Annotated in this window: 20 protein-coding genes; 8 read left to right on the top strand and 12 right to left on the bottom strand. The window is 62.4% G+C overall.

Annotation, left to right across the window (positions count from 1 at the left end):
* Nucleotides 1–45: 45 nt before the first annotated feature.
* Both QCL51_RS04325 and colR read right to left on the bottom strand, forming a co-directional pair.
* A complete protein-coding gene (locus tag QCL51_RS04325; RefSeq protein ID WP_103443532.1) occupies nt 46–1,356 on the bottom strand; it encodes a HAMP domain-containing sensor histidine kinase in 1,311 nt (436 codons plus the stop codon).
* Complete coding sequence (gene colR / locus QCL51_RS04320) at nt 1,346–2,029, bottom strand: two-component system response regulator ColR (protein WP_003255215.1); 684 nt, start codon at nt 2,027–2,029, stop codon at nt 1,346–1,348. The genes QCL51_RS04325 and colR overlap by 11 nt, the downstream gene beginning before the upstream one ends.
* Before the next feature lie 183 nt (nt 2,030–2,212).
* On the opposite strand from colR, the gene QCL51_RS04315 reads away from it, so the two are divergent.
* A complete protein-coding gene (locus tag QCL51_RS04315) occupies nt 2,213–2,941 on the top strand; it encodes a phosphatase PAP2 family protein (protein ID WP_021781815.1) in 729 nt (242 codons plus the stop codon).
* Nucleotides 2,942–2,988: 47 nt separating this feature from the next.
* Here the strand turns inward: QCL51_RS04315 and QCL51_RS04310 are convergent, their stop codons facing one another.
* Complete coding sequence (locus QCL51_RS04310) at nt 2,989–3,909, bottom strand: iron-sulfur-binding ferredoxin reductase (RefSeq protein ID WP_028697411.1); 921 nt, start codon at nt 3,907–3,909, stop codon at nt 2,989–2,991.
* A 249-nt stretch (nt 3,910–4,158) separates the two neighbouring features.
* Here QCL51_RS04310 and QCL51_RS04305 point away from each other — a divergent pair, with 249 nt between their 5' ends.
* Nucleotides 4,159–5,682: a fumarate hydratase gene (locus QCL51_RS04305; protein ID WP_003255232.1), complete on the top strand. Its 1,524-nt coding sequence runs from the start codon at nt 4,159–4,161 to the stop codon at nt 5,680–5,682.
* A gap of 121 nt (nt 5,683–5,803) precedes the next feature.
* On the opposite strand, the gene QCL51_RS04300 is transcribed toward QCL51_RS04305, so the two are convergent.
* On the bottom strand, nt 5,804–6,676 hold the full coding sequence (locus tag QCL51_RS04300; RefSeq protein ID WP_101196481.1) for a carbon-nitrogen hydrolase family protein: 873 nt from the start codon (nt 6,674–6,676) through the stop codon (nt 5,804–5,806).
* Nucleotides 6,673–7,263 carry a GNAT family N-acetyltransferase gene (locus QCL51_RS04295; RefSeq protein WP_003255235.1) on the bottom strand — a complete coding sequence of 197 codons (591 nt, stop codon included), beginning with the start codon at nt 7,261–7,263 and terminating at the stop codon, nt 6,673–6,675. Before QCL51_RS04295 ends, QCL51_RS04300 begins: the two co-directional genes overlap by 4 nt.
* A gap of 115 nt (nt 7,264–7,378) precedes the next feature.
* On the opposite strand from QCL51_RS04295, the gene QCL51_RS04290 reads away from it, so the two are divergent.
* Nucleotides 7,379–7,777, top strand: a complete 399-nt coding sequence (locus tag QCL51_RS04290) for a nuclear transport factor 2 family protein (RefSeq protein ID WP_021781812.1) — start codon at nt 7,379–7,381, stop codon at nt 7,775–7,777.
* A gap of 30 nt (nt 7,778–7,807) precedes the next feature.
* On the opposite strand, the gene QCL51_RS04285 is transcribed toward QCL51_RS04290, so the two are convergent.
* The 7 genes from QCL51_RS04285 to QCL51_RS04255 form a co-directional block, all read right to left on the bottom strand.
* Nucleotides 7,808–8,386: a DJ-1/PfpI family protein gene (locus QCL51_RS04285; RefSeq protein ID WP_021781811.1), complete on the bottom strand. Its 579-nt coding sequence runs from the start codon at nt 8,384–8,386 to the stop codon at nt 7,808–7,810.
* Nucleotides 8,387–8,437: 51 nt separating this feature from the next.
* The gene (locus QCL51_RS04280) at nt 8,438–9,595 is read right to left on the bottom strand and encodes a phosphatidylserine/phosphatidylglycerophosphate/cardiolipin synthase family protein (protein ID WP_021781810.1); all 1,158 of its coding nucleotides are present in this window, start codon (nt 9,593–9,595) and stop codon (nt 8,438–8,440) included.
* A gap of 1 nt (nt 9,596) precedes the next feature.
* Entirely contained in the window at nt 9,597–10,178 is a 582-nt protein-coding gene (locus QCL51_RS04275) for a YceI family protein (protein WP_021781809.1), read from the bottom strand.
* A 44-nt stretch (nt 10,179–10,222) separates the two neighbouring features.
* The gene (locus tag QCL51_RS04270; protein ID WP_021781808.1) at nt 10,223–10,519 is read right to left on the bottom strand and encodes a hypothetical protein; all 297 of its coding nucleotides are present in this window, start codon (nt 10,517–10,519) and stop codon (nt 10,223–10,225) included.
* A complete protein-coding gene (locus tag QCL51_RS04265; RefSeq protein ID WP_021781807.1) occupies nt 10,516–11,595 on the bottom strand; it encodes a serine hydrolase in 1,080 nt (359 codons plus the stop codon). The genes QCL51_RS04270 and QCL51_RS04265 overlap by 4 nt, the downstream gene beginning before the upstream one ends.
* A gap of 108 nt (nt 11,596–11,703) precedes the next feature.
* Nucleotides 11,704–12,264: a response regulator gene (locus QCL51_RS04260; protein ID WP_003255244.1), complete on the bottom strand. Its 561-nt coding sequence runs from the start codon at nt 12,262–12,264 to the stop codon at nt 11,704–11,706.
* Nucleotides 12,264–13,520, bottom strand: coding sequence for an ATP-binding protein (locus QCL51_RS04255; protein ID WP_021781806.1), 1,257 nt, complete (start codon nt 13,518–13,520; stop codon nt 12,264–12,266). The genes QCL51_RS04260 and QCL51_RS04255 overlap by 1 nt, the downstream gene beginning before the upstream one ends.
* 202 nt (nt 13,521–13,722) lie before the next feature.
* Here QCL51_RS04255 and QCL51_RS04250 point away from each other — a divergent pair, with 202 nt between their 5' ends.
* The 5 genes from QCL51_RS04250 (at nt 13,723) to QCL51_RS04230 (ending at nt 21,487) form a co-directional block, all read left to right on the top strand.
* Nucleotides 13,723–14,439 carry an SIMPL domain-containing protein gene (locus QCL51_RS04250; RefSeq protein ID WP_021781805.1) on the top strand — a complete coding sequence of 239 codons (717 nt, stop codon included), beginning with the start codon at nt 13,723–13,725 and terminating at the stop codon, nt 14,437–14,439.
* 388 nt (nt 14,440–14,827) lie between these two features.
* Nucleotides 14,828–16,453 (top strand): ABC transporter substrate-binding protein, encoded by a 1,626-nt coding sequence (locus QCL51_RS04245; RefSeq protein ID WP_021781804.1) that lies wholly within the window; start codon nt 14,828–14,830, stop codon nt 16,451–16,453.
* A 144-nt stretch (nt 16,454–16,597) separates the two neighbouring features.
* Nucleotides 16,598–18,190, top strand: a complete 1,593-nt coding sequence (locus QCL51_RS04240) for an ABC transporter substrate-binding protein (RefSeq protein WP_338444612.1) — start codon at nt 16,598–16,600, stop codon at nt 18,188–18,190.
* Between the two features lie 228 nt (nt 18,191–18,418).
* Nucleotides 18,419–19,798, top strand: a complete 1,380-nt coding sequence (locus QCL51_RS04235; RefSeq protein ID WP_021781802.1) for an OprD family porin — start codon at nt 18,419–18,421, stop codon at nt 19,796–19,798.
* Between the two features lie 78 nt (nt 19,799–19,876).
* Nucleotides 19,877–21,487 (top strand): ABC transporter substrate-binding protein, encoded by a 1,611-nt coding sequence (locus QCL51_RS04230; RefSeq protein ID WP_021781801.1) that lies wholly within the window; start codon nt 19,877–19,879, stop codon nt 21,485–21,487.
* Nucleotides 21,488–21,555 lie beyond the last annotated feature (68 nt).

Here is a 21,555-nt window from a genome sequence, read left to right as displayed (position 1 = left end):
CAGTGTGAAAAAAACGTTGAGTACCAGTTGACCTGATACAAGAAATTACCCGACCAAGGCGTCCGGGTCACCTTTGGTTGCGGTGTTGCTCAGGTCCACCTGGAAGCGGCAGCCATGTGGCAAGGTGGATGTCAGGGTGACACGCCAGCCCTGGTCGTCACAGATCCGCTGTACCAGCGAAAGCCCCAGCCCCAGGCCCTCGCCACGCCGTTCATCGCCGCGCACGAACGGCCTGAACATGGCCTCGCGCTGCTCTTCGGGGATACCCACGCCGCTGTCTTCTACGCTGAAACCGTTGGCTTCCAGGCTCAGGCGGATATACCCACTGTCGGTGTAGTGCGCAGCATTGCGCAGCAGGTTACCCATCACCGACTGCAGGAAGGTGGCGTTGTACAGCACAGGGCTAGCACTCACGCGGCCATCGAAATACAGGGTGAGGCCTTTCTGTTCGATGGTGTCGCGCCACACCCCGATAAGCTCGTCGGCCACTTCGCGCAGGGTCGCCCGTGACGCCACCGCGCCCTCATCACGCTGCGCCCGGGCCAACATGAGGAAGGTCTTGACCAGCTCGCGCATTTCTTCGGTAGCCCGCGCAACCCGCTCCACCTGGCTGCGCGCGCGGGCATCGAGGCCAGGGTTTTCCATCAGAAGCTCGCAAGAGGTAGCCAACACCATCAACGGCGTGCGTAGTTCGTGGCTGACGTCGCTGGTGAACAGCCGCTCGCGGGTCAACGCATCACGCAAGCGGCCCAGGGTATCGTCGAAAGCCACTGCAAGCTGGCCGACTTCGTCTGCCGCATAATCCGGCGCCAGCGGTGGGGCCAGGCCCAGTAACTGATCGCGGTGGCGCACCTGACGCGCCAGGCGGATGACCGGTGCCATTACCCGACGTGCAACCAACCAGCCAAGGATGACCGCCAGCACCAGGCTGAGCACGAAGCCCACCACAACCACGGCAAACAGTATGCGCTCACGCTCCTCGAAGTCGCTCTGGTCCTGCAGCAGTACATAGCGGCGACCATCGACGATCTCGACCATGGCGTGGTACGACAGCTGGTCTCGGAACACTTCGTGGAAACCGCGGTCGAGGTGACGCAGGTCCTTGGGCAGCTCGAAGTCGTCACGCCCACCACTGAAGTAGAACAGCTGGTCTGGGCGAGGCCGATGACTCCAGTCACTGACGCTGTCCATACGCAGCAGGCGCTGCAGATCACCGCCCAGTACCGAAGAAATCAGTCGTTCCTCGACCAGGTGCACCGTGGCGACGATACCGAATGCGAAGGCCCCGGCCACCAGCGCGCTCATCAGGGCAAAGGCGATGATGATGCGCTGGGCAAGGCTTTGCTTAAACTCCATCGCGGCCCTCGGCGAGGCGATAGCCGACGCCATGGACGGTATGCAGCAACGGTTTTTCAAACGGTTTGTCGATCACCTGGCGCAACTGATGCACATGGCTGCGCAGGCTGTCGCTATCAGGGCAGTCATCGCCCCACAAGGCTTCTTCCAGCACCTCGCGGCGCAGTACGTGCGGGCTTTTCTGCATCAGTACCGCCAGCAGCTTGAGGCCGACCGGGTTGAGCTTCAGCAGGCGACCTTGGCGGGTTACCTCGAGGGTATCGAGGTCGTAGCTGAGGTCAGCCACCTGCAGGGTGCGCCGCCCACCGCCCTGGGCACGGCGCAGCACCGCTTCGATGCGCGCCGCCAGCTCCGACAGGGCAAATGGCTTGAGCAGGTAGTCGTCAGCCCCAGAGCGGAAGCCCTGCAGGCGGTCGTCCAGCTGGTCACGGGCAGTGAGCATGATCACCGGCGTGTCACGGCGGGCATCTTCGCGCAGGCGCTTGCACAAGGTGTAACCATCAATGCCTGGCAGCATGATGTCGAGGACGATCAGGTCGTAGTGCTCGGTGGCGGCCAGATGCAGCCCGGACAGGCCATCCTGGGCACAGTCGACGGTGTAGCCCTTCATGCCCAGGTAATCGGCCAGGTTGGCCAGGATATCGCGGTTGTCTTCAACCAAAAGAATGCGCATCGGTTTCTCCTGTGCGGCGCTTCTCGCTGTGGTGCGCGGCAGGCGCAGCTTAAGGCCAATGCCTGCACGGTGCCAGCCCTAGGGAAAATTCACCCCACTTGACAGTTTTTTCACTGATCCTTCACGGACACAGGATAGCGGGCGGCCGAAAATACCCGCTCTTTTTCGCGCCCTGGAGCCGTCATGCAGCAACGCACCCGCCCTCGCCCGATCAACTACTGGCTGTACCTGGGGATTCCCCTGGCGACTGCGCTGGCCCTGATCCTGCTGGAACTGACTTCAGTCGACATGGATGTCGCCAACCTGTTCTTCGACCCCGCTGCCGGGCAGTTCATTGGCCGCCACAGTTACGTGTTGGAAAACATCCTGCATGACCGGGTCAAGCAAGTGGTGATCCTGTTGGGGGTGATATCGCTGCTGACCTTTGCCGCGAGCCTTTTCTGGAAGCGCCTGTTTGGCTGGCGCCGTGAACTAGGCTGCCTGGTGCTGGCGCTGGGCTTGTCCACAGCGTTTGTCACGCCGCTGAAAAAAGTCACCCAGGTGCAGTGCCCTTGGAGCCTGACCCAGTTTGGCGGCACCGAAACGTACAGCAAGCTGCTGGAACCACGGCCGCCTACCAACAAGCCTGGGCTGTGCTGGCCGGGCGGGCATGCCGCGACCGGGTTCTGCCTGTTCGCCTTGTTCTTCATGCTGCGTGATCGCAAGCCGCGCCTGGCGCGGGTGGCGTTTTTAGTAGCCCTGGTAGCAGGGTCGATACTGTCGGTGGGCAGGATGATGCAGGGGGCGCACTTCCTGTCGCACAATGTGTGGACAGCAGTGTTCTGCTGGTTGATCGGACTGGGGTCGTATTACCTGGTTCTCTATCGGCGGGCGCAGGCCGAGGTGCCCGTCGCCGAGCACAGCGCCGCATGAAAGAGGGAGGGGCCGCTTTGCGGTCCCTTCGCATCACAAGGCTGCCCTCAGGCATGCTCGACGAACACATCAGCAAACACCTGCCCCCGCGGCACGCCTGCGATGAACATCCGCCGGGCAAACCGCTCGACACTCCCAGGCGCCCCACACAGCAGCACCACCGTCTGCCGCGACAACAGCCGCATCCCGGCCAACGCTTCATCCATCTGTTCCACCAGCACCAACTCGACACTCACCCCTGGCAGCTTCAGCAGCGGCTCCGCCAGATAGTGCCCCGCCGGATCCCGCGCTACATGCAGCACGCGGATTTCGCCCCGATGCCCCAGGCGCAACGCTTCGCGCAAGATACCCCAGAGCGGCGCCAGCCCGGTTCCCGCGGCCAGCAACCACAGCGGCCGCTCCTGCCAATCAGGGTCGTAATGAAGGGCTCCGCCTCTGAACTCACCCAAATGCATCTGATCGCCCACCTGCAGCCCACGCGCCCTGTCGCAAAAGGCACCAGGTCGCTGGCAATCGATATGAAACTCGAGAACATCATCCTCACCCGGCAGGCTGGCCAGGGAATAAGGCCGAGCAACCGCCTCCAGCCACAGCACCACATGCTGCCCCGCCTGGTAACGCACCGCCCGCGCGGGCCGCACCCGCAGGCGCAATACATCGCCAAACCAGTCCAAAGCGCAGACCTGCGCCGGTACGCCACCCTGCCGGGGGTCGTATAGCGCCACACGCAGGTCCTCGACCACCCGGCACTGGCATGCCAGGCGCCAGCCCTGAGCGTGTTTCTCCAACGCCAATGCCTCGGGCAAAGCGTCCGCCGGTTGCCCATCCAGGCAGTGCACCAGACAAGCGTGGCAACTGCCGGCGCGGCAACTGTAGGGCACATTCAGCCCCGCCTCGTTGAGGGCATCGAGCAGGTTGCTGCCAATGGGCACCACCCAGCGGCGCTCGCCCACGCAAATTTCGGGCATGTTCGGTACATCTCCTGCTATCCAAGGCTCACTGTAAGCCAAGCAGAGCACACCAGCAAAATAGATGCCGGCACGCTGCCGACCATGGTCCAGACCGGCCGCAGGTGTGCCGGGCACGGATGCGCGCTATACTGCCGCGCCTTTTTCCGTCGGCCTGACCTGCCGGCGCCTTGCAAGGCGTTTCGACGTGCTGGTCGGCTATGTCGAGCGTCTTTTTGAATGTTCCCGTCTTTAAGAGGAGCGCGCTGCATGACCGTGATCAAGCAAGACGACCTGATTCAGAGCGTCGCCGACGCCCTGCAATTCATCTCGTACTACCACCCCGTCGATTTCATCCAGGCCATGCACGAGGCCTATCTGCGTGAGGAGTCGCCTGCTGCACGCGACTCCATCGCCCAGATCCTGATCAACTCGCGCATGTGCGCCACCGGCCATCGTCCAATCTGCCAGGACACCGGTATCGTCACCGTGTTCATCCGCGTGGGCATGGACGTGCGCTGGGACGGCGCCACCATGAGCGTCGACGACATGATCAACGAAGGTGTGCGTCGCGCCTACAACCTGCCTGAGAACGTCCTGCGCGCTTCGATCCTGGCCGACCCAGCCGGTGCCCGCAAGAACACCAAGGACAACACCCCGGCAGTGATCCACTACTCCATCGTCCCTGGCGACAAGGTCGAAGTGGATGTTGCAGCCAAGGGCGGCGGCTCGGAAAACAAGTCGAAGATGGCCATGCTCAATCCGTCCGACTCGATCGTCGACTGGGTACTGAAGACCGTGCCGACCATGGGCGCTGGCTGGTGCCCGCCTGGCATGCTCGGCATCGGCATCGGCGGTACCGCCGAGAAGGCCGCGGTCATGGCCAAGGAAGTGTTGATGGAGTCCATCGACATTCACGAACTGAAAGCCCGTGGCCCACAGAACCGCCTGGAAGAAATCCGCCTGGAGCTGTTCGACAAGGTCAACCAGCTGGGCATCGGCGCTCAAGGCCTGGGTGGCCTGACCACTGTGCTCGACGTCAAGATCATGGACTACCCGACCCACGCGGCGTCCTTGCCGGTGTGCATGATCCCCAACTGCGCCGCTACCCGCCACGCCCACTTCGTGCTCGATGGCACCGGCCCGGCAGAACTGGAAGCGCCGTCGCTGGACGCCTACCCGGAAATCGTCTGGGAAGCCGGCCCGAGCGCCCGTCGCGTCAACCTCGACGACATTACCCCGGAAGAAGTGGCCAGCTGGAAGCCGGGCGAAACCATCCTGCTCAACGGCAAGATGCTGACTGGCCGCGATGCCGCGCACAAGCGCATGGTTGAAATGCTCAACCGTGGCGAAGAGTTGCCGGTAGACCTGAAAGGCCGCTTCATCTACTACGTAGGCCCGGTCGATCCGGTGGGTGACGAAGTGGTAGGCCCAGCCGGCCCGACCACTGCTACCCGCATGGACAAGTTCACCCGCCAGATCCTTGAGCAGACTGGCCTGCTGGGCATGATCGGCAAGTCCGAGCGTGGCCCGACCGCCATCGAAGCGATCAAGGACAACAAGGCTGTGTACCTGATGGCCGTTGGCGGCGCTGCATACCTGGTAGCCCAGGCCATCCGCAAGTCGAAGGTGCTGGCCTTCGCCGAGCTGGGCATGGAGGCGATCTACGAGTTCGAAGTCAAGGACATGCCGGTGACCGTCGCCGTGGACAGCAACGGCGAGTCGGTACACATCACTGGCCCTGCCCTGTGGCAGAGCAAGATTGCCGAAAGCCTGGCCGTTGAAGTGAAGTAACCTGATGTAACTGCGGCGGCTGCTTCGCGGGCAAGCCCGCTCCCACAAGTTCAGCGCAAGCCAGAAGGCTACGCGTTTGACTGTGGGAGCGGGCTTGCCCGCGAAGAGGCCGCCACTGTCATCACAGGACTCTCTCGAACTGCTCCGGCCAGTCCCGCCAGGTAAACACCTGCCCTTCCTGCCTCACCCGCCGTACTCCCTCCAAATCCACCTCACACACCAGCCACTGGCTGCAGTCCGGGTTCAACTGCTCACTCAACGCCACCACCCCATCCCCTGGCATCCCGTGATCCGGCGGCACGAACAGGCCTGCCCGGCCGATATTCTCGTCCAATGCCGGTGACCACGGCGCCACCCCCACCGTAGGGCTCTGCAACACGGCAATCTGGTTCTCCAGAGCGCGCGCCTGGGCGCCAATACGCACCCGGTGGTAACCGGCCTCGGTATCGGTACAACTCGGCGCCAGAATCAGGTCGGCACCGCACTCGGCCAGGCGGCGGGCCAGCATCGGGAACTCGTTGTCGTAGCAGATCAGGATGCCAAGCCGCCCCAGTTCGGTTTCGAATACCTGCAACCCCTGGCCTGCAGCAATATCCCACTGCTCGCGCTCGAAGCGGGTCATCATCAGTTTGTCCTGATAACCCAGCACACCTTGGGGGCCGAACAGCCAGGCACGGTTGCGGTAGCGTCCATCGTTGTCCAGCACCGGCACACTGCCCGGTTGCAGGTAGATCCCCCAGCGCCGGGCAAGGCTCTCGCACAACGCTTTCCAGGGTTCGATCAGCGGCTGGATGCCGGCAATCGAAGCCTTCAGGTCTTCCCGCTGCCCGGCATTCAGCTGGCCGCTCAGCACCAGCCCGGCGTACTCCGGCAATAGCAGCAAGCGTGCCCCCGCTTCCACCGCTTCGGCGCACAGGCCTTGCAGGTGGTCGGCGTAGGCGTCCCACGTCTCATGCAGCTCGATGGCGTACTGGCAGGCCGCCAGGCGGATCATATCGGCAGTGCCTTGAGCCAGAATGACATCAGCTTGTCAGAGCTTTCCTGCTCGTCCAGGTCGCGCCAGGCGTAGGTGGTGCGCAGCGACGGGTCGTGCAGGAAGCCGCGGTTGCGCCAGAAGCCGTGCAAGGGTTTGTACTCTGCTGGCCGTCGCGGGTGTGCGCCAGGCCGTTCGACCGCGCAGAACGCGCAATAATCGAACTCGGCCAGTTTGTGTGCGTAGGACTCGCGCTCGATGAAGAAGCGAACCCCCAGGCCCTGACCGCGGTATGCCGGCAACACCAGCGACTCACCGAAGTAGTACACACTGGCCGGGTCGCGCCCCTGGGCCAGGAATGGCTGCTGGAATTCGGGCGCGACGTCCACCAGCGGCAGGCCGGTAGAAGCGCCGACCACTTTGCCGTCGTCCAGCGCCAGCACAACCAGGCTGCGCCCGGAGCGGGCATAGTTGGCCAGGTAGTCGGCCTCGTACTCCGGGGTGCCGTCGTAAAGGTAGGGGAACTCGCGGAACACAGTAAGGCGCAGGCGAGCGAGGTCATCGATGTAAGGCGCGATAGCGGCACCGTGCAACAGGCGTATTTCCATGTTTGGCGGTCGTTTTGTCGATGTGGATGACGCGCTCGGCTAAGCCGGGCTTGAGGGGAAACCCTATCATCCGAGTTAGCGACCCGCCTTTTCCCTACACGACAGGAATTGTTCCATGACCGCAACCGAACTGGTAAATGCTTACTACGCCGCCTTCAACGCGGGTGACATGCCAGGCTTTCTGGCGCTGCTCAGCGAAGACGTGATCCACGACATCAACCAGGGCGAGCGTCAGATGGGCAAGGCCAGGTTCGCCGCGTTCATGGAAAAGATGAACCGCTGCTACCGCGAGCGCCTGGCCGACATCGTGGTGATGCAGAACGCCGATGGCAGCCGCGCGGCGGCGGAGTTCACCGTACATGGCGAATACTTGGTCGATGACGAAGGGTTGCCGGCGGCAAACGGGCAGACCTATGTGCTGCCGGCGGGGGCGTTCTTCTATATTCACTGTGGCAAGATTGCCAGGGTGACCAACTACTACAACCTCAATGACTGGGTTGAGCAGGTTGCCTGAAGCAACCCGCTCTGAACTCAACCAAGCCTGTCAGACAATACGCGTGCCCAGTACTTGAAGGAACGCCGCCAGCCAAGCCGGGTGCGCTGGCCATGCCGGTGCGGTCACCAGGTTGCCATCCACATGCGCCTGGTCCACCGCGATGTCGATGAACGTGCCACCCGCCAGGCGCACTTCTGGCGCACATGCCGGGTAAGCGCTGCATTCACGCCCATCCAGCACCCCAGCTGCCGCCAGCAACTGGGCACCATGGCATACCGCCGCAATCGGCTTGCCGGCCTGGTCGAACGCCCGCACCAGCTCCAACACCTTTTCATCCAGGCGCAGGTATTCCGGCGCGCGACCACCCGGGATCAGCAGCGCGTCATAACTCTCGGGCCGCACCCGCACGAAGTCATAATTCAGGGCAAAATTGTGCCCGGGCTTTTCGCTGTAGGTCTGTTCACCCTCGAAGTCATGAATCGCGGTACGCACAGTCTGCCCCGCCAGCTTTTCCGGGCACACCGCATGCACCGTGTGGCCTACCATGCTCAGGGCCTGGAACGGCACCATCGCTTCGTAATCCTCGACGTAGTCGCCCACCAGCATGAGAATTTTCTTCGCCGTCATCTTGCCCACTCCTTCGGTTAACCGTGAATAGTCACTGCACGATAGCCGCTGTCAGTCACGGCGGTCGAGGAAGTTGACCACCAAACGATCCAGCCAGCCCCAGATCCGTTGCTTGACCCTGCGCCACAAAGGGCGCGCATGCCAGTGAGCGAGGTCGACTTCTTCGCTCAGGGCGAAGTCGCGCTCGAAGCTGGCCACCACCGCCGCTGTCAACGGCGGGTCCAGCGCCTCGATGTTGGCTTCAAGGTTGAAGCGCAAGTTCCAGTGGTCGAAGTTGCACGAACCGACGCTGACCCAGTCGTCCACCACAGCCATCTTCAGGTGCAGGAAGCACGGCTGGTACTCGAAAATCCGTACGCCCGCGCGTAACAGCCGCGGGTAGTAACGATGCCCGGCGTAGCGTACCGAGGGGTGATCGGTGCGCGGACCGGTCAACAACAGCCGCACGTCCAGGCCCTTGCTGGCAGCCCGACGCAACGAGCGGCGCACGCTCCAGGTCGGCAAGAAGTACGGCGTGGCCAGCCATACCCGTTTCTTGCCGCTGTTCAGTGCCCGTACCAGCGCGTGCAGGATGTCCTGGTGCTGGCGGGCGTCGGCATAAGCGACCCGGCCCATGCCCTGCCCCTGCGCAGGCACCTTGGGCAGACGCGGCAGGCCAAAGCCTTCAGCAGGGCGCCAGGCGGTGCGGCGAGTGTTGGCGTGCCACTGACGGTCGAACAGCAACTGCCAGTCGCTCACCACCGGCCCCTGCATCTGCACCATCACTTCGTGCCATTCGCTGGTCGCCTCACCCGGCTTCCAGAACTCGTCGGTAACGCCCGTCCCCCCCACCACGGCCCAACGTTCGTCCACCAGTAGCAATTTGCGATGATCACGGTACAGGTTACGCAGGCCACGCTTCCAGCGCAGGCGGTTATACCAGCGCAAGTACACGCCAGCGTCCAGCAGGCGCTGACGCAACGCACTGTTGAAGGCCAATGCACCGTAGTCATCAAACAGGCAGCGCACCCGTACGCCACGTCGGGCAGCCTGCTCCAGCGCGTCCACCACCGCCTCGGCACAGGCGCCGGCCTCGACCAGGTACAGTTCCAGGTCAACCTGGAACTCGGCCCGCATGATCGCCAGGAGCATGCGCGGAAAGAATGCGGGGCCATCGATAAGCAGTTCGAACTGGTTGCCATCCCGCCAGGGGAAGACCGGACCCGCCATGTCAGCGCGCAGTGAAGATCAGCACCGCGCTAACCGGCACCGACGGGTTGATGGACTTCAACCTGGCAAACTTGCGCAGGCTTTCCAGGCCCGGCATCAAGCCGAAATCTTCGGCGCGCAGCACCAGGGGCTCAAGGGTCACCACCTGGAAACGCCGCGCATCCAGGCGGGTGGCCAGCAACAAAACATTGTAGCGGTGCGACTGGCCATGCAGGGTGACCGTCAGCGGCAGGCGCAACTCGATCTGTGCACCATCGGCCAGGTCATTGATCGGCTGCAGGTCGATCTGCGTCTTCACTGTGGCCTCGGCGAAGCGCTCGACCTCGAACAGGTTGTCGCGCATTTGCTCGTCACGCAGCGGAATACCGCTGCTAACCGAGTCCATCTCGATCCTCAACCCGGCCACACCCTTGCGGTCGACCGTGCCGTGCAGCACCAGAAAACGATGCACTTCGGCGGTATTGCCATTCTTGCCGGTAATAAACGACAGCCGTGAAGATTCGCCATCCAGGTGCCAATTGGCATGAGCGGGCAGGCACAAAGCCAGCAACAAGGCAGGCAGCAGGCGGGGCAGCTTGAACATGACAGATCTCGTGAAACCAGGCCGCCAACCTTACCCGCCTGCATTCATGGCAGCAAGCGGCAGCCCTCACGCGCGCCTTGCCAGGCCGCCTGGCTGCGCCGCCCCAGGCCTTCAGCGGTGACTTGCCGCTGCTGGCTGTTTTCCTCCAGCAGGCTCAATGGCAGCCACTGCTTCACATACCCTCGGCAGTACGCCTCGTCAAAGCCCATGACAAAGCGGCAGGAACAGTATTCCTTGGCCGAGTAGGCCGGCAGTATGCCGGGGAAGTCCGCCAGCGCCTGGCGTTCTTGCCAGGCCCAATACAGGAGCCCTGCCAGGACCAGCAGCAATAGCCGCTTCATGCCCCCTCCCCGGCCAGTGCCGCCAGCACCCGCTTGAGCAGTTCATCGTGTCGGTAGCTGCTGTCGCGGTCATCGGCGTAGCGCACGATCACCAGCTTTTGTTCAGGCAGCACATATAACGCCTGCCCCCAGTGGCCAAGGGCGGCGAAGGTGTCTGCGGGTGCGCTGGGCCAAGGCCGTTCGGCGCCAGCCAGCGGCTGGTTGAGCCACCAGTGGCCACCGGGGGTGGCCTCGCCAGGCAGCGCTTGGGCCTGGGCAAACGGGGTACGGTTGAAGGCTACCCAGGCTTTGGGCAGCAATTGTCGGCCCTGCCAGCGCCCGTCGCGTTGCATCAACAGGCCGATACGGGCCAAATCGCGGGCACTTAGGTACAGATAAGAAGAGCCTACGTAGGTGCCTGCCCGGTCACGCTCCCATACCGCACTGCCGATACCCAACGGGGTGAACAGTGCGTCCCAGGGATAGTCGGGGTACTGTCCGGCATCGAGCATGCCGCGCAGCGCTGCGGCCAGCAGGTTGCTGTCGCCACTGGAGTAGAGGAATCGCTGACCGGGGCTGGCAGCGGCACCCCGCGCTGCCGTATAGGCAGCCATGTCTGCGCGGCCACGGGTATACAGCATGGCCACCACCGAGGATTTCAGCGGTGCATATTCATAGTCTTCCTGCCAGTCGAGGCCACTGGCCCAGTGCAGCAGGTCGGCCATACGCACACCGGGGTGGGCGCGCATGGGTGGATAGAAGCGGCTGACCGGGTCTTGCATCTGGAAGCGGCCTTCGCCCTGGGCCACGCCCATTATCGTGGCCAGTACACTCTTGCTTACCGACCAGGTCAGGTGCGCGGTGTCGGCACGGGTGGGCGCTGTGTAGCGCTCGTGGAGGATACGACCGTCGCGGATGATCAGCAGAGCGTCGGTGCGGATGCCGTTGCGCTCCGAGGGAGAGCGTGCGGGAAAGGCATAAGCGTCGACGGCCTGCCAGTCGAGGGCGGCAGGGTCGCTCTGCCACTGTGGGTCAGGCCAGTCCTCAGCCTTGACGCTACCTGCAACCATCGCAAGGATGACCAACAGTACCTTCATCGTGCTCGCCCTGATTGGGGCTGCCTTGCAGCCCTTCGCGGGCAAGCCCGCTCTCACAGTTGCAGGAGTGGATTTACCCGCGAACAGGCCAACATCATCAATGGAGAATCAGCGCCGAACCGGCCGTTTCTGCAGCTTGCGCTGCAACGTCCGCCGGTGCATGCCCAGCGCCCGCGCAGTGGCCGAGATATTGCCTTCATGCTCGTTCAGCACGCGCTGGATGTGTTCCCACTGCAGGCGATCGACCGACATCGGGTTTTCCGGCACCAGGGTATCCAGGTCGGTGTGCTCCGACAGCAGTGCTGCCAACACGTCATCGGCGTCAGCCGGCTTGCACAGGTAGTTGCAGGCACCGCGCTTGACCGCCTCCACTGCGGTGGCAATGCTCGAGTAACCGGTCAGGATCACCACGCGCATTTCCGGGTCCAGCTCCAGCAGCTTGGGCAGCAGCACCAGGCCGGAGTCGCCATCCATTTTCAGGTCCAGCGTGGCGTAGTCCGGCAGGTCCTGCTGGGCCAGAATCAAGCCCTCTTCGGCAGAGCTGGCAGTGCTCACACGGAAACCGCGACGGCTCATGGCCCTGGCCATGACCCGGGTGAAGGTGGCATCGTCATCCACCAGCAGCAGGTGCGGCAGCTCTTCGCTTTCTACCTGGTTTTCTTCGCTCATCATTCATCTCCTCGCTTGCCATAGGGCAGGCGCAGTTCGGTCAGGGTGCCACCCTGTTCATGACTATAGAGTTTCACCGAGCCGCCCGCACGGGTCACGCTGGCCTTGCTCAAGAACAGGCCAAGGCCAAAGCCTTTGCCCTTGGTGGTAATAAAAGGTTTGCCAATGGCTTCGGCAATGGCCGGCGGTACGCCAGGGCCGTGGTCGTGGATACTGATGACGATGTCCTGGGCGTCCCAGTCCAGGCGAACCTCCAGATCATCAGGGCAGGCATCGGCGGCATTGTTCAACAGGTTCAGTAGCGCCTGGGTCAGGTCTGGCGGCGGAGACAGGCGCGGCACTTTGCCGTCGCGCAGGCGCTGGAAGCGGTAGCTGGCTTCCGGGCGCATCAGGTGCCAGCGGTTGAGCGCCTCGTCCAGCCAGGCAGTCACATCCTGCTCCACGATGGCCAGGCGTCGGTTGGCTTCGGCTGCGCGCACCAACTGTTGCAAGGTCTCTTTGCACAGCTTTACCTGGTCCTGGAGGATCTGCAGGTCCTCCTGCAACAGCGGGTCGGTGTGGTCCTGGCGCATTTCGTTGATCAGCACGCTCATGGTCGCCAGCGGCGTACCCAGCTCATGGGCGGCACCGGCGGCCTGGGTAGCCACTGCCAGCAGTTGCTCGTCGCGCAGGCTTTCTTCACGCCGCTCTGAACGCAGCTGTTCCTGGCGGCGCAGCTCTTCGGCCATGCGCGCGGCAAAGAAGGTGATCACTGCGGCAGCCAAGGCAATGCTCAGCCACATGCCGTAGACCTGCATCTTGTCCCGCGCCATTGGCAGCCCTTCGAGCGGGTAGAACTGCACCAGCAGCAAACTGTAAGCCGTCAGCGCAATACCCGACAGGATCAGCGAATACAGCCACGGCAAGGTCACCGCAGCGATCGCCAGCGGCACCAGGTAATACGACACGAACGGGTTGGTCGAGCCGCCGGAGTAATACAGCAAGGCGCTATGGATCAGCAGGTCACAGGCCAGCTGCAGGGCGTATTCCATTTCGGTGACTGGCAGCGACAGGCGCAGGCGCAGGGCCGTGAAGGCACACAGCAGCGAAGAAAGGGCCAAGGTGCCGGCCAGCGACAGCCAGGGCAACGGCAGCAGTTCGGTCCAGTAGGCAACGCCCACCGAGCCGGCCTGGGCAGCCAGGACCAGGACCCGAATAAGGGTGAGGCGCCAGAGGTTCTGGCGGGTAGCGGACAACGGTTGTACGGCGGCGAGCATGAGCTCTCCTGATGAGTGCTCCAGAAAAATCGGCTGGAGTATACCGAAGCCGGGCGCCTCGCTGCAGCGATGCGGCAAAGCGCCACACTTTGTCACAGGTTCATGATGGCACTTTTGAACCCACTACACTGTTGCCGGTCCGATGGGCCATGCGTGGAATGGATGTCCAGCCCCCACGCCTTTCAATGCCAAGGAGTATCACATGCAAATCCCACGTCGCGGCGCCGCCCTGATCATGTCTTGCGGCCTGCTCGCCAGCCTGCCGGCACTGGCCGCCGATGAACCGCGTTTCAACCAGGTATCGCTGCGGGCCGAAGTCAGCAAGGAAGTGGCGCGCGACCTGATGGTCGTGACCCTGTACAGCGAAGCGCAGAACAGCGACCCGGGCAAGCTCGCCAAGCAGATCACCGAAACCATGAACAAGGCCGTGCAGCAGTCGCGCCAGGTCAAGGACGTGAAGATCAGCCAGGGCAGCCGCAACAGCTACCCGGTATACGACAGCAAGGGCCAGAAGATCACCGGCTGGCGCGAACGCGCCGAGCTGCGCCTGGAAAGCGCCAACTTCCCGGCCTTGTCCCAGCTTACCGCCGATCTGTTGCAAGAGCTGAAAATGGGCGGCATGGACTTCTCCATCGCCCCGGCCACGCGCAAGGCCAGCGAGGATGCACTGCTCAAGGATGCGGTCGATGCCTTCAAGGCTCGCGCGCAACTGGCGACTGAAGCGCTGGGTGGCAAAGGCTACAAAGTGGTCAGCCTGAACCTCAACAGCAGCGGTTACCCGCGCCCGTACTTGCGTAGCGCGCCGATGGCGATGAAGGCCATGGGGGCTGATGAAGCAGCACCCGCGCCGGATATCGAGGCGGGCACCAGTGAAGTGAGCATGAACGCCGATGGCCTGATCGAAGTGCAGATGCCATAAGGCGCCCACGCATCATCTGTGGGAGCGGGTGGGCTCGCGAACTAGACACTGCGGTGGATGGCACGGGCTTCGCCCGTGTCCGCGGGTAAACCCGCTCCTACAGGTGACAGCACCAATTTCACGATTTTCGGAAGTTTCCTACGCACCACATAGGTGCCTTCCTATATTCTTGCCCATCCGAAATATCGCGCAAAACGCCATCATTGCGCCTACGCAAACGTTTAACTTCGCCAAAAGTTATATCGATGCGACATCCATGTACGGACGTTCCACTTTTCTGGCGCCAACTATCCTCCTACCTGTTGCATTGGGAACAGCCCCTGCATAAGTATCCGCAGGTCGGCTCACGAGGCCACCTCATCCAAAAAATGACAACAATGAGGCCACCATGCTCAAACACGCAGTCATTCCGTTCCTGCTGGGTGCAGGCTTGCTCAGCGGCGCACCGTCGGCCGTTGCCGCATCCAACCTGGTGTTCTGCTCCGAAGGCAGCCCGGCCGGCTTCGATCCGGGGCAGTACACCACCGGGACCGACTTCGACGCCTCGGCAGAGACCGTGTTCAACCGCCTGACCCAGTTCGAGCGAGGCGGCACTGCGGTCATCCCGGGCCTGGCGACCAAATGGGAGGTGTCCGACGACGGCAAGACCTATACCTTCCACCTGCGCGAAGGGGTGAAGTTCCACACCACCGACTACTTCAAGCCCAGCCGCCCGTTCAACGCCGACGACGTGCTGTTCACCTTCAACCGTATGCTCGACAAGGACAACCCGTTCCGCAAGGCGTACCCCACCGAGTTTCCATACTTCACCGACATGGGCATGGACAAGAACATTGCCAAGGTGGAGAAACTTGACGAGCACACGGTGAGGTTCACCCTCAACGAGGTTGACGCCGCGTTCATCCAGAACCTGGCCATGAGCTTTGCCTCGATCCAGTCCGCCGAATACGCCGACCAGCTGCTCAAGAACGGCAAGGCCGCCGACATCAACCAGAAGCCGATCGGCACCGGCCCGTTCGTGTTCAGCAAGTACCAGAAGGACGCGCAGATCCGCTTCAAGGGCAACAAGGACTACTGGAAGCCCGAGGACGTGAAGATCGACAACCTGATCTTTGCCATCACCACCGACGCCTCGGTGCGCATGCAGAAGCTTAAAAAGAACGAGTGCCAGGTCACCCTGTTCCCACGCCCGGCCGACATCGAGCCGCTAAAAGCCGACAAGAACCTGCAAATGCCGCAGCAGGCCGGTTTCAACCTCGGCTACATCGCCTACAACGTGATGGACAAGATCAAGGGCAGCAACGAGGCCAACCCCATGGCCCAGCTGAAAGTCCGACAGGCGCTGGACATGGCCGTGGACAAGAAAAAGATCATCGAGTCGGTGTACCAAGGCGCCGGCCAGTTGGCGGTCAACGCCATGCCGCCCACGCAGTGGTCCTATGACGACAGCATCAAGGACGCCGCCTTCGACCCCGAGAAAGCCAAGCAACTGCTCAAGGAAGCCGGCATCAAGGAAGGCACCGAAATCACCCTGTGGGCCATGCCCGTGCAACGCCCGTACAACCCCAATGCCAAACTGATGGCCGAAATGCTCCAGTCCGACTGGGCCAAGATCGGTATCAAGGCGAAGATCGTCAGTTATGAATGGGGCGAGTACATCAAGCGCTCCAAAGGCGGCGAACAGGGTGCCATGCTGATTGGCTGGAGCGGTGACAATGGTGACCCGGACAACTGGCTGGGTACCCTCTACGGTTGCGATGCCGTCGATGGCAACAACTTCTCCAAGTGGTGCTACAAGCCCTACGACGACCTGATCAAACAGGCCAAGGCCACGTCCGACCAGGCCAAGCGCACCGAGCTGTACCAAAAGGCGCAGCACATCCTCAAGGAGCAGGTACCGATCACCCCGATCGCCCACTCCACTGTCTACCAACCCATGAGCGCCAAGGTGAAGGACTTCAAGATCAGCCCGTTTGCGCTGAATTCCTTCTACGGCGTAAGCGTGGACAAATAGGCTGACCGTGGCACCCGCTGAGCGGCGGGTGCCCCCTCCTTGCCACCCTTTCATGTCGTCCTGCAGCTATCCGCTGCGGGGTCGGCTAACTGTTGCCGCCATTCGCACCCCAAGGCGGCGCAAACAGATGAAAAAGGAACTGCCATGTGCTTCGCCAAACGCCTTTCGACCCTGCTGGCCCTGGGCCTGATCAGCCAATCCCCGGCCGTTTTGGCTAACAATCTGGTGTTCTGCTCCGAGGGCAGCCCAGCTGGCTTCGACACCGCTCAGTACACCAGCGCCACCGACAACGACGCCGCCGAACCCATCTACAACCGCCTGGTCGAGTTCGAACGTGGCGGTACCGCCGTGCAGCCGGCCCTGGCGACCCGCTGGGAGGTGTCCGACGACGGCCTGCGCTACACCTTCCACCTGCGTGAAGGGGTCAAGTTCCACAGCAACAAGGCCTTCAGCCCGAGCCGCGCGTTTAACGCCGACGATGTGCTGTTCACCTTCAACCGCATGCTCGACAAGGGTCATCGGTTCCGTCAGGCCTACCCTACCGAGTTCCCCTATTTCATCGGCATGGGCCTGGACAAGAACATCGCCCGTGTCGAGAAGATCGACCCGATGACCGTGGTATTCACCCTGAACACGGTCGATGCCGCGTTCATCCAGAACCTGGCCATGAGCTTCGCCTCCATCCTCTCTGCTGAATACGCCGAGCAGTTACTGGCCAGTGGACGCCCCAGCGACATCAATCAGCAGCCTATCGGTACCGGGCCGTTCGTGTTCCAGCGCTATCAGAAGGATTCGCAGATCCGCTACAAGGGCAACAAGGACTATTGGGCAGCGAACGAAGTGAAGATCGACAACCTGGTGTTTTCGATCAATACCGACCCCTCGGTGCGCATCCAGAAGCTGCGCCGCAACGAATGCCAGGTCACCCTGCACCCGCGCCCGGCCGACCTGCCGGCGCTCAAGGCCGACAGCACGCTACAGGTGCTCCAGCAACCAGGCTTCAACCTCGGCTACATCGCCTACAACACCCAGCACCCGCCGTTCGACCGCCTGGAAGTGCGCCAGGCAATGGACATGGCGGTTAACAAGAAAGCCATCATCCAGGCGGTGTATCAGGACGCCGGTCAACTGGCAGTCAATGCCATGCCACCGACCCAGTGGTCCTATGACGACAGCATCCAGGACGCACCGTACGCTCCGGAAAAGGCCAGACAGTTGCTGCAGCAGGCCGGTGTCAAACCTGGCACCGAGATCACCCTGTGGGCCATGCCGGTGCAGCGCCCGTACAACCCCAATGCCAAGCTGATGGCCGAAATGCTCCAAGCCGACTGGAGCAAACTCGGGTTCAAGGTGCGCATCGTCAGCTACGAATGGGGCGAATACCTCAAACGCATGAAAAACGGTGAGCACGACGTCGCCCTGATCGGCTGGACCGGAGACAACGGCGACCCGGACAACTGGCTGGGTACCCTATACAGCTGCGATGCCATCGGCAGCAACAACTACTCGCAGTGGTGCGACCCGCAGTACGACAGCCTGGTCAAGCAGGCCAAGCAGGTGACCGACCGTACCCAGCGCACCGCCCTCTACCAGCAGGCCCAGCAGCGGCTCAAGCAGCAGGTACCGATTACCCCGGTGGCGCATTCCACAGTGAACCAGCCGCTTAGCGTCAAGGTTTCCCAGTTCAAGGTCAGCCCGTTTGGGCGCAATGATTTTTCCGGTGTGAGTGTTGATTAAGCGTTAGCCAGTACCGGCCTCTTCGCGGGCAAGCCCGCTCCCACAGGATCTCGACAGGTTCGGACACTGCGCCCTGCCTGTGGGAGCGGGCTTGCCCGCGAAGAGGCCAGTACGGCCAACACAACACCCCGATTCTGCCCGGTGATCCCGCGGCACCCCTGGCAACACAGCAGCAATCACCCGGCCCACAAGGCCGGCCATAACTAGAAAAGAAAGGGAGCTTTAACCTTGAAAGTATTCACCTTGACCGCACTGGCGTTATCCATCAGTGCCTTTTCCACTGTGGCCCAGGCAGATCCGCAGAGCCAGGACTACCTCCCGCTCACCCTCAAAAGCACAAGCGAGCAAGCGCAAGCCAGCGGCTTCATCGACGGCCAAAGCCTGTCCGGCAGCACCCGCAACTGGTATGCCCGCGAACGCGCCGCACGCGCGCCGCTGTGGAAGTACTACAAGAACGACGGCACCCGCCACGACACCCACAGCCGTGAAAACTGGGTACAGGGCACCATCCTCAACTACAGTTCCGGCTTCACCCAGGGCACCGTGGGCTTCGCCGTCGAGGCCGCCGGCTACAACGCCATCGCCCTGCAGCAGAGCCGCGAAGCCATTGCCGGCCCCAACAACCGCACCCTCACCCACAGCGATGGCGACCCCATCGGCCAGTGGAGCAAACTGGGCCTGGGCAATATCAAGGCGCGTGTGTCCAACACCACCCTTACCCTCGGCCGCCAGTCGGTGGACACGCCGATGATCGCCTACATCGGCAACCGCGCCCTGCCCTCGAGCTTCCAGGGCGCATTCCTGCACAGCGCCGAATTCGACAACCTCAGCATCGACCTGGGTACTTTCGACCGCGTCTCGCCACGTACCGAACAGAGCCTCAGCAAGTTCCGCAGCGAGTACAGTGCCACCGGCGTGGAAACCGACCGTGCCAGCACCGCCGGCATCAACTACCAGCCGTTCAAGAGCCTGAGTACCAGCCTGTACGCCACCAAGGTCGACGACTTCTGGAACCAGTACTACTTCGGCGCCAACCATGTGCTCGGCGACAGCGCAGTGCTCAGCCTGAGCACCGGCCTGAACTACTACAAGACCGTCGACGCCGGCAGCCAGAAAATGGGCAAGATCGACAACGACACCTACAGCCTGTCACTGGGCCTGACCCATCAGGCCCACACCCTCAGCGCCTCCTGGCAGCAGGTCAACGGCAACGAGTACTTTGACTACCTGCACGAAACCAACGGCATCTTCCTGGCCAACTCGCTGCTGTCGGACTTCAACGGCCCCAACGAGAAATCGCTGCAGATTTCCTACGTGCTGAACATGGCGCCCTATGGCGTGCCTGGCCTGAAGTTCAACCTGTACAACGCCCGCGGCTGGGGTATCGACGGCACCCACTACCGTGGCACTGCCTACGACGTGAATGGCCTGGATGGCGAAACCCACTATGAGTGGGGTATCGGCACCAGCTATGCGCTGCAGAGCGGGCCGCTGAAAGACACCAGCATCCGTGCCACCTACACCACCCATCGCGCCAGCAAGGCACAGGGCGATGGCAGCCTGGATGAGTTCCGCGTGGTCACCACCATTCCGTTCAACATTCTCTGACCGTCGGCGCCCTGGCCCGTTTCGCTGCGGGCCGGGGCGGCTACGCTGGAACCAATGCAAGCAGGGAGTTTTCAACACATGCACAGAGCTTTCATGAAATCGCGGCCGTTGCGCCTAGCCCTGGTCGCGCTGCTTCTGGGCGGCGCCACGCAACTGGCGGCCAAACCGCTGGTGGTGTGTACAGAAGCCAGCCCGGAAGGGTTCGACATCGTCCAGTACACCACCGCAGTCACCGCCGATGCCTCGGCCGAGACAGTGTTCAACCGCCTGGTCGACTTCAAACCCGGCACCACCGAGATCCAGCCAGCCCTGGCCGAGCGCTGGGACATTTCAGCCGACGGCCTGACCTACACCTTCCATCTGCGTCAGGGGGTGAAGTTCCACACCACCGACTACTTCAAGCCAACTCGTGACTTCAACGCCGATGACGTGCTGTGGAGCCTCAATCGCCAGCTCGACCCGAACCACCCCTGGCATGACAAGACCAGCGTCGGCTACCCGTACTTCGAGAGCATGGGGTTCAAGGAACTGCTCAAGTCGGTCAGCAAGGCTGACGAGCACACCGTGGTGATTACCCTCAGCCGACCGGAAGCGCCGTTCCTGCGCGACATGGCCATGGGCTTTACCTCGATCTACTCCGCCGAATACGGCGACCAGTTGCTCAAGTCTGGCAAGACCGCCGAGCTGAACAGCAAGCCGATCGGCACCGGCCCTTTCATTTTCCAGCGTTACAACAAGGACGCCCAGGTCCGCTTCAAGCCCAACCCGGACTATTTCCGCGGCAAGCCGCCGGCCGATGCGCTGGTGTTCGCCATCGCCATCGACAGCAACGTGCGCCTGCAAAAACTGCGCGCCAACGAGTGCCAGGTGGCGCTCTATCCCAAGCCCGATGACGTGCCGTCGATCAAGCAAGACCCGAAACTCAAGGTTGAAGAAATCGAGGCCTTGGTCACCGGCTACATCGCCATGAATACCCAGCACAAATACCTCAACGACGTGCGCGTGCGTAAAGCCATCAACATGGCCTTCGACCGCCAGACCCATGTCGACCAACTGTTTGGCAAAGGCAACGCGCTGGTAGGTGTAAACCCTTACCCCCCCACCATGATCGGCTACAACACCCACAACCAGAACCCACCGCGCGACCTCGATAAAGCCCGCGCACTGCTCAGTCAGGCCGGTGTACCCGAGGGCACGGTAATCACCCTGTTCACCCGCAACGGCGGCGGCCCGACCAACCCCAACCCGCGCCTGTCCGCCGAGATGCTGCAAGCCGACCTCAAACAGATCGGCCTCAAGCTGGATATCCGCGTCATGGAATGGGCCGAGATGCTGCGCCGGGCGAAGAACGGCGAAGCCGACCTGGTGTCCACCGGCTGGGCCGGCGACAACGGCGACCCGGACAACTTCCTCAGCCCGCTGCTCAGTTGCGATGCCGTGAAAAGTGGCGAGAACTATGCGCGCTGGTGCAACCCCAAGTTCCAGGAACTGATCAGCCGCGCCCGCGAAGTGATCGACAACGACGAGCGTGCAAGGCTCTATAACGAGGCATTGAAAGTGTACGATGACGAACAACCCTGGATCAGCATGGCTCATCCAAAGATGTTCACCGCCATGCGTGACAACGTGGAGGGCTACGTGATCAACCCTCTGACCAACAACAACTTCGCCACCACCAAGGTGAAGTAGAACAACAACGACCGCCGGCAACCCACACGGGGACCGGCGGCTCTGCCGTACCGGGCTGATCGCCCCAC

It is taken from the genome of Pseudomonas sp. LTR0, from assembly GCF_036630035.1.
GTDB classification, from domain to species: Bacteria; Pseudomonadota; Gammaproteobacteria; order Pseudomonadales; family Pseudomonadaceae; genus Aquipseudomonas; species Aquipseudomonas putida_Y.
This window is presented reverse-complemented; position numbering and strand designations above follow the sequence as displayed.

Bases quoted from the DNA above. Each gene is read 5' to 3' on its own strand.
- QCL51_RS04325 (WP_103443532.1), bottom strand. From the start codon at position 1,356: ATGGAGTTTAAGCAAAGCCTTGCCCAGCGCATCATCATCGCCTTTGCC.
- colR (WP_003255215.1), bottom strand. From the start codon at position 2,029: ATGCGCATTCTTTTGGTTGAAGACAACCGCGATATCCTGGCCAACCTG.
- QCL51_RS04315 (WP_021781815.1), top strand. From the start codon at position 2,213: ATGCAGCAACGCACCCGCCCTCGCCCGATCAACTACTGGCTGTACCTG.
- QCL51_RS04310 (WP_028697411.1), bottom strand. From the start codon at position 3,909: ATGCCCGAAATTTGCGTGGGCGAGCGCCGCTGGGTGGTGCCCATTGGC.
- QCL51_RS04305 (WP_003255232.1), top strand. From the start codon at position 4,159: ATGACCGTGATCAAGCAAGACGACCTGATTCAGAGCGTCGCCGACGCC.
- QCL51_RS04300 (WP_101196481.1), bottom strand. From the start codon at position 6,676: ATGATCCGCCTGGCGGCCTGCCAGTACGCCATCGAGCTGCATGAGACG.
- QCL51_RS04295 (WP_003255235.1), bottom strand. From the start codon at position 7,263: ATGGAAATACGCCTGTTGCACGGTGCCGCTATCGCGCCTTACATCGAT.
- QCL51_RS04290 (WP_021781812.1), top strand. From the start codon at position 7,379: ATGACCGCAACCGAACTGGTAAATGCTTACTACGCCGCCTTCAACGCG.
- QCL51_RS04285 (WP_021781811.1), bottom strand. From the start codon at position 8,386: ATGACGGCGAAGAAAATTCTCATGCTGGTGGGCGACTACGTCGAGGAT.
- QCL51_RS04280 (WP_021781810.1), bottom strand. From the start codon at position 9,595: ATGGCGGGTCCGGTCTTCCCCTGGCGGGATGGCAACCAGTTCGAACTG.
- QCL51_RS04275 (WP_021781809.1), bottom strand. From the start codon at position 10,178: ATGTTCAAGCTGCCCCGCCTGCTGCCTGCCTTGTTGCTGGCTTTGTGC.
- QCL51_RS04270 (WP_021781808.1), bottom strand. From the start codon at position 10,519: ATGAAGCGGCTATTGCTGCTGGTCCTGGCAGGGCTCCTGTATTGGGCC.
- QCL51_RS04265 (WP_021781807.1), bottom strand. From the start codon at position 11,595: ATGAAGGTACTGTTGGTCATCCTTGCGATGGTTGCAGGTAGCGTCAAG.
- QCL51_RS04260 (WP_003255244.1), bottom strand. From the start codon at position 12,264: ATGAGCGAAGAAAACCAGGTAGAAAGCGAAGAGCTGCCGCACCTGCTG.
- QCL51_RS04255 (WP_021781806.1), bottom strand. From the start codon at position 13,520: ATGCTCGCCGCCGTACAACCGTTGTCCGCTACCCGCCAGAACCTCTGG.
- QCL51_RS04250 (WP_021781805.1), top strand. From the start codon at position 13,723: ATGCAAATCCCACGTCGCGGCGCCGCCCTGATCATGTCTTGCGGCCTG.
- QCL51_RS04245 (WP_021781804.1), top strand. From the start codon at position 14,828: ATGCTCAAACACGCAGTCATTCCGTTCCTGCTGGGTGCAGGCTTGCTC.
- QCL51_RS04240 (WP_338444612.1), top strand. From the start codon at position 16,598: ATGTGCTTCGCCAAACGCCTTTCGACCCTGCTGGCCCTGGGCCTGATC.
- QCL51_RS04230 (WP_021781801.1), top strand. From the start codon at position 19,877: ATGCACAGAGCTTTCATGAAATCGCGGCCGTTGCGCCTAGCCCTGGTC.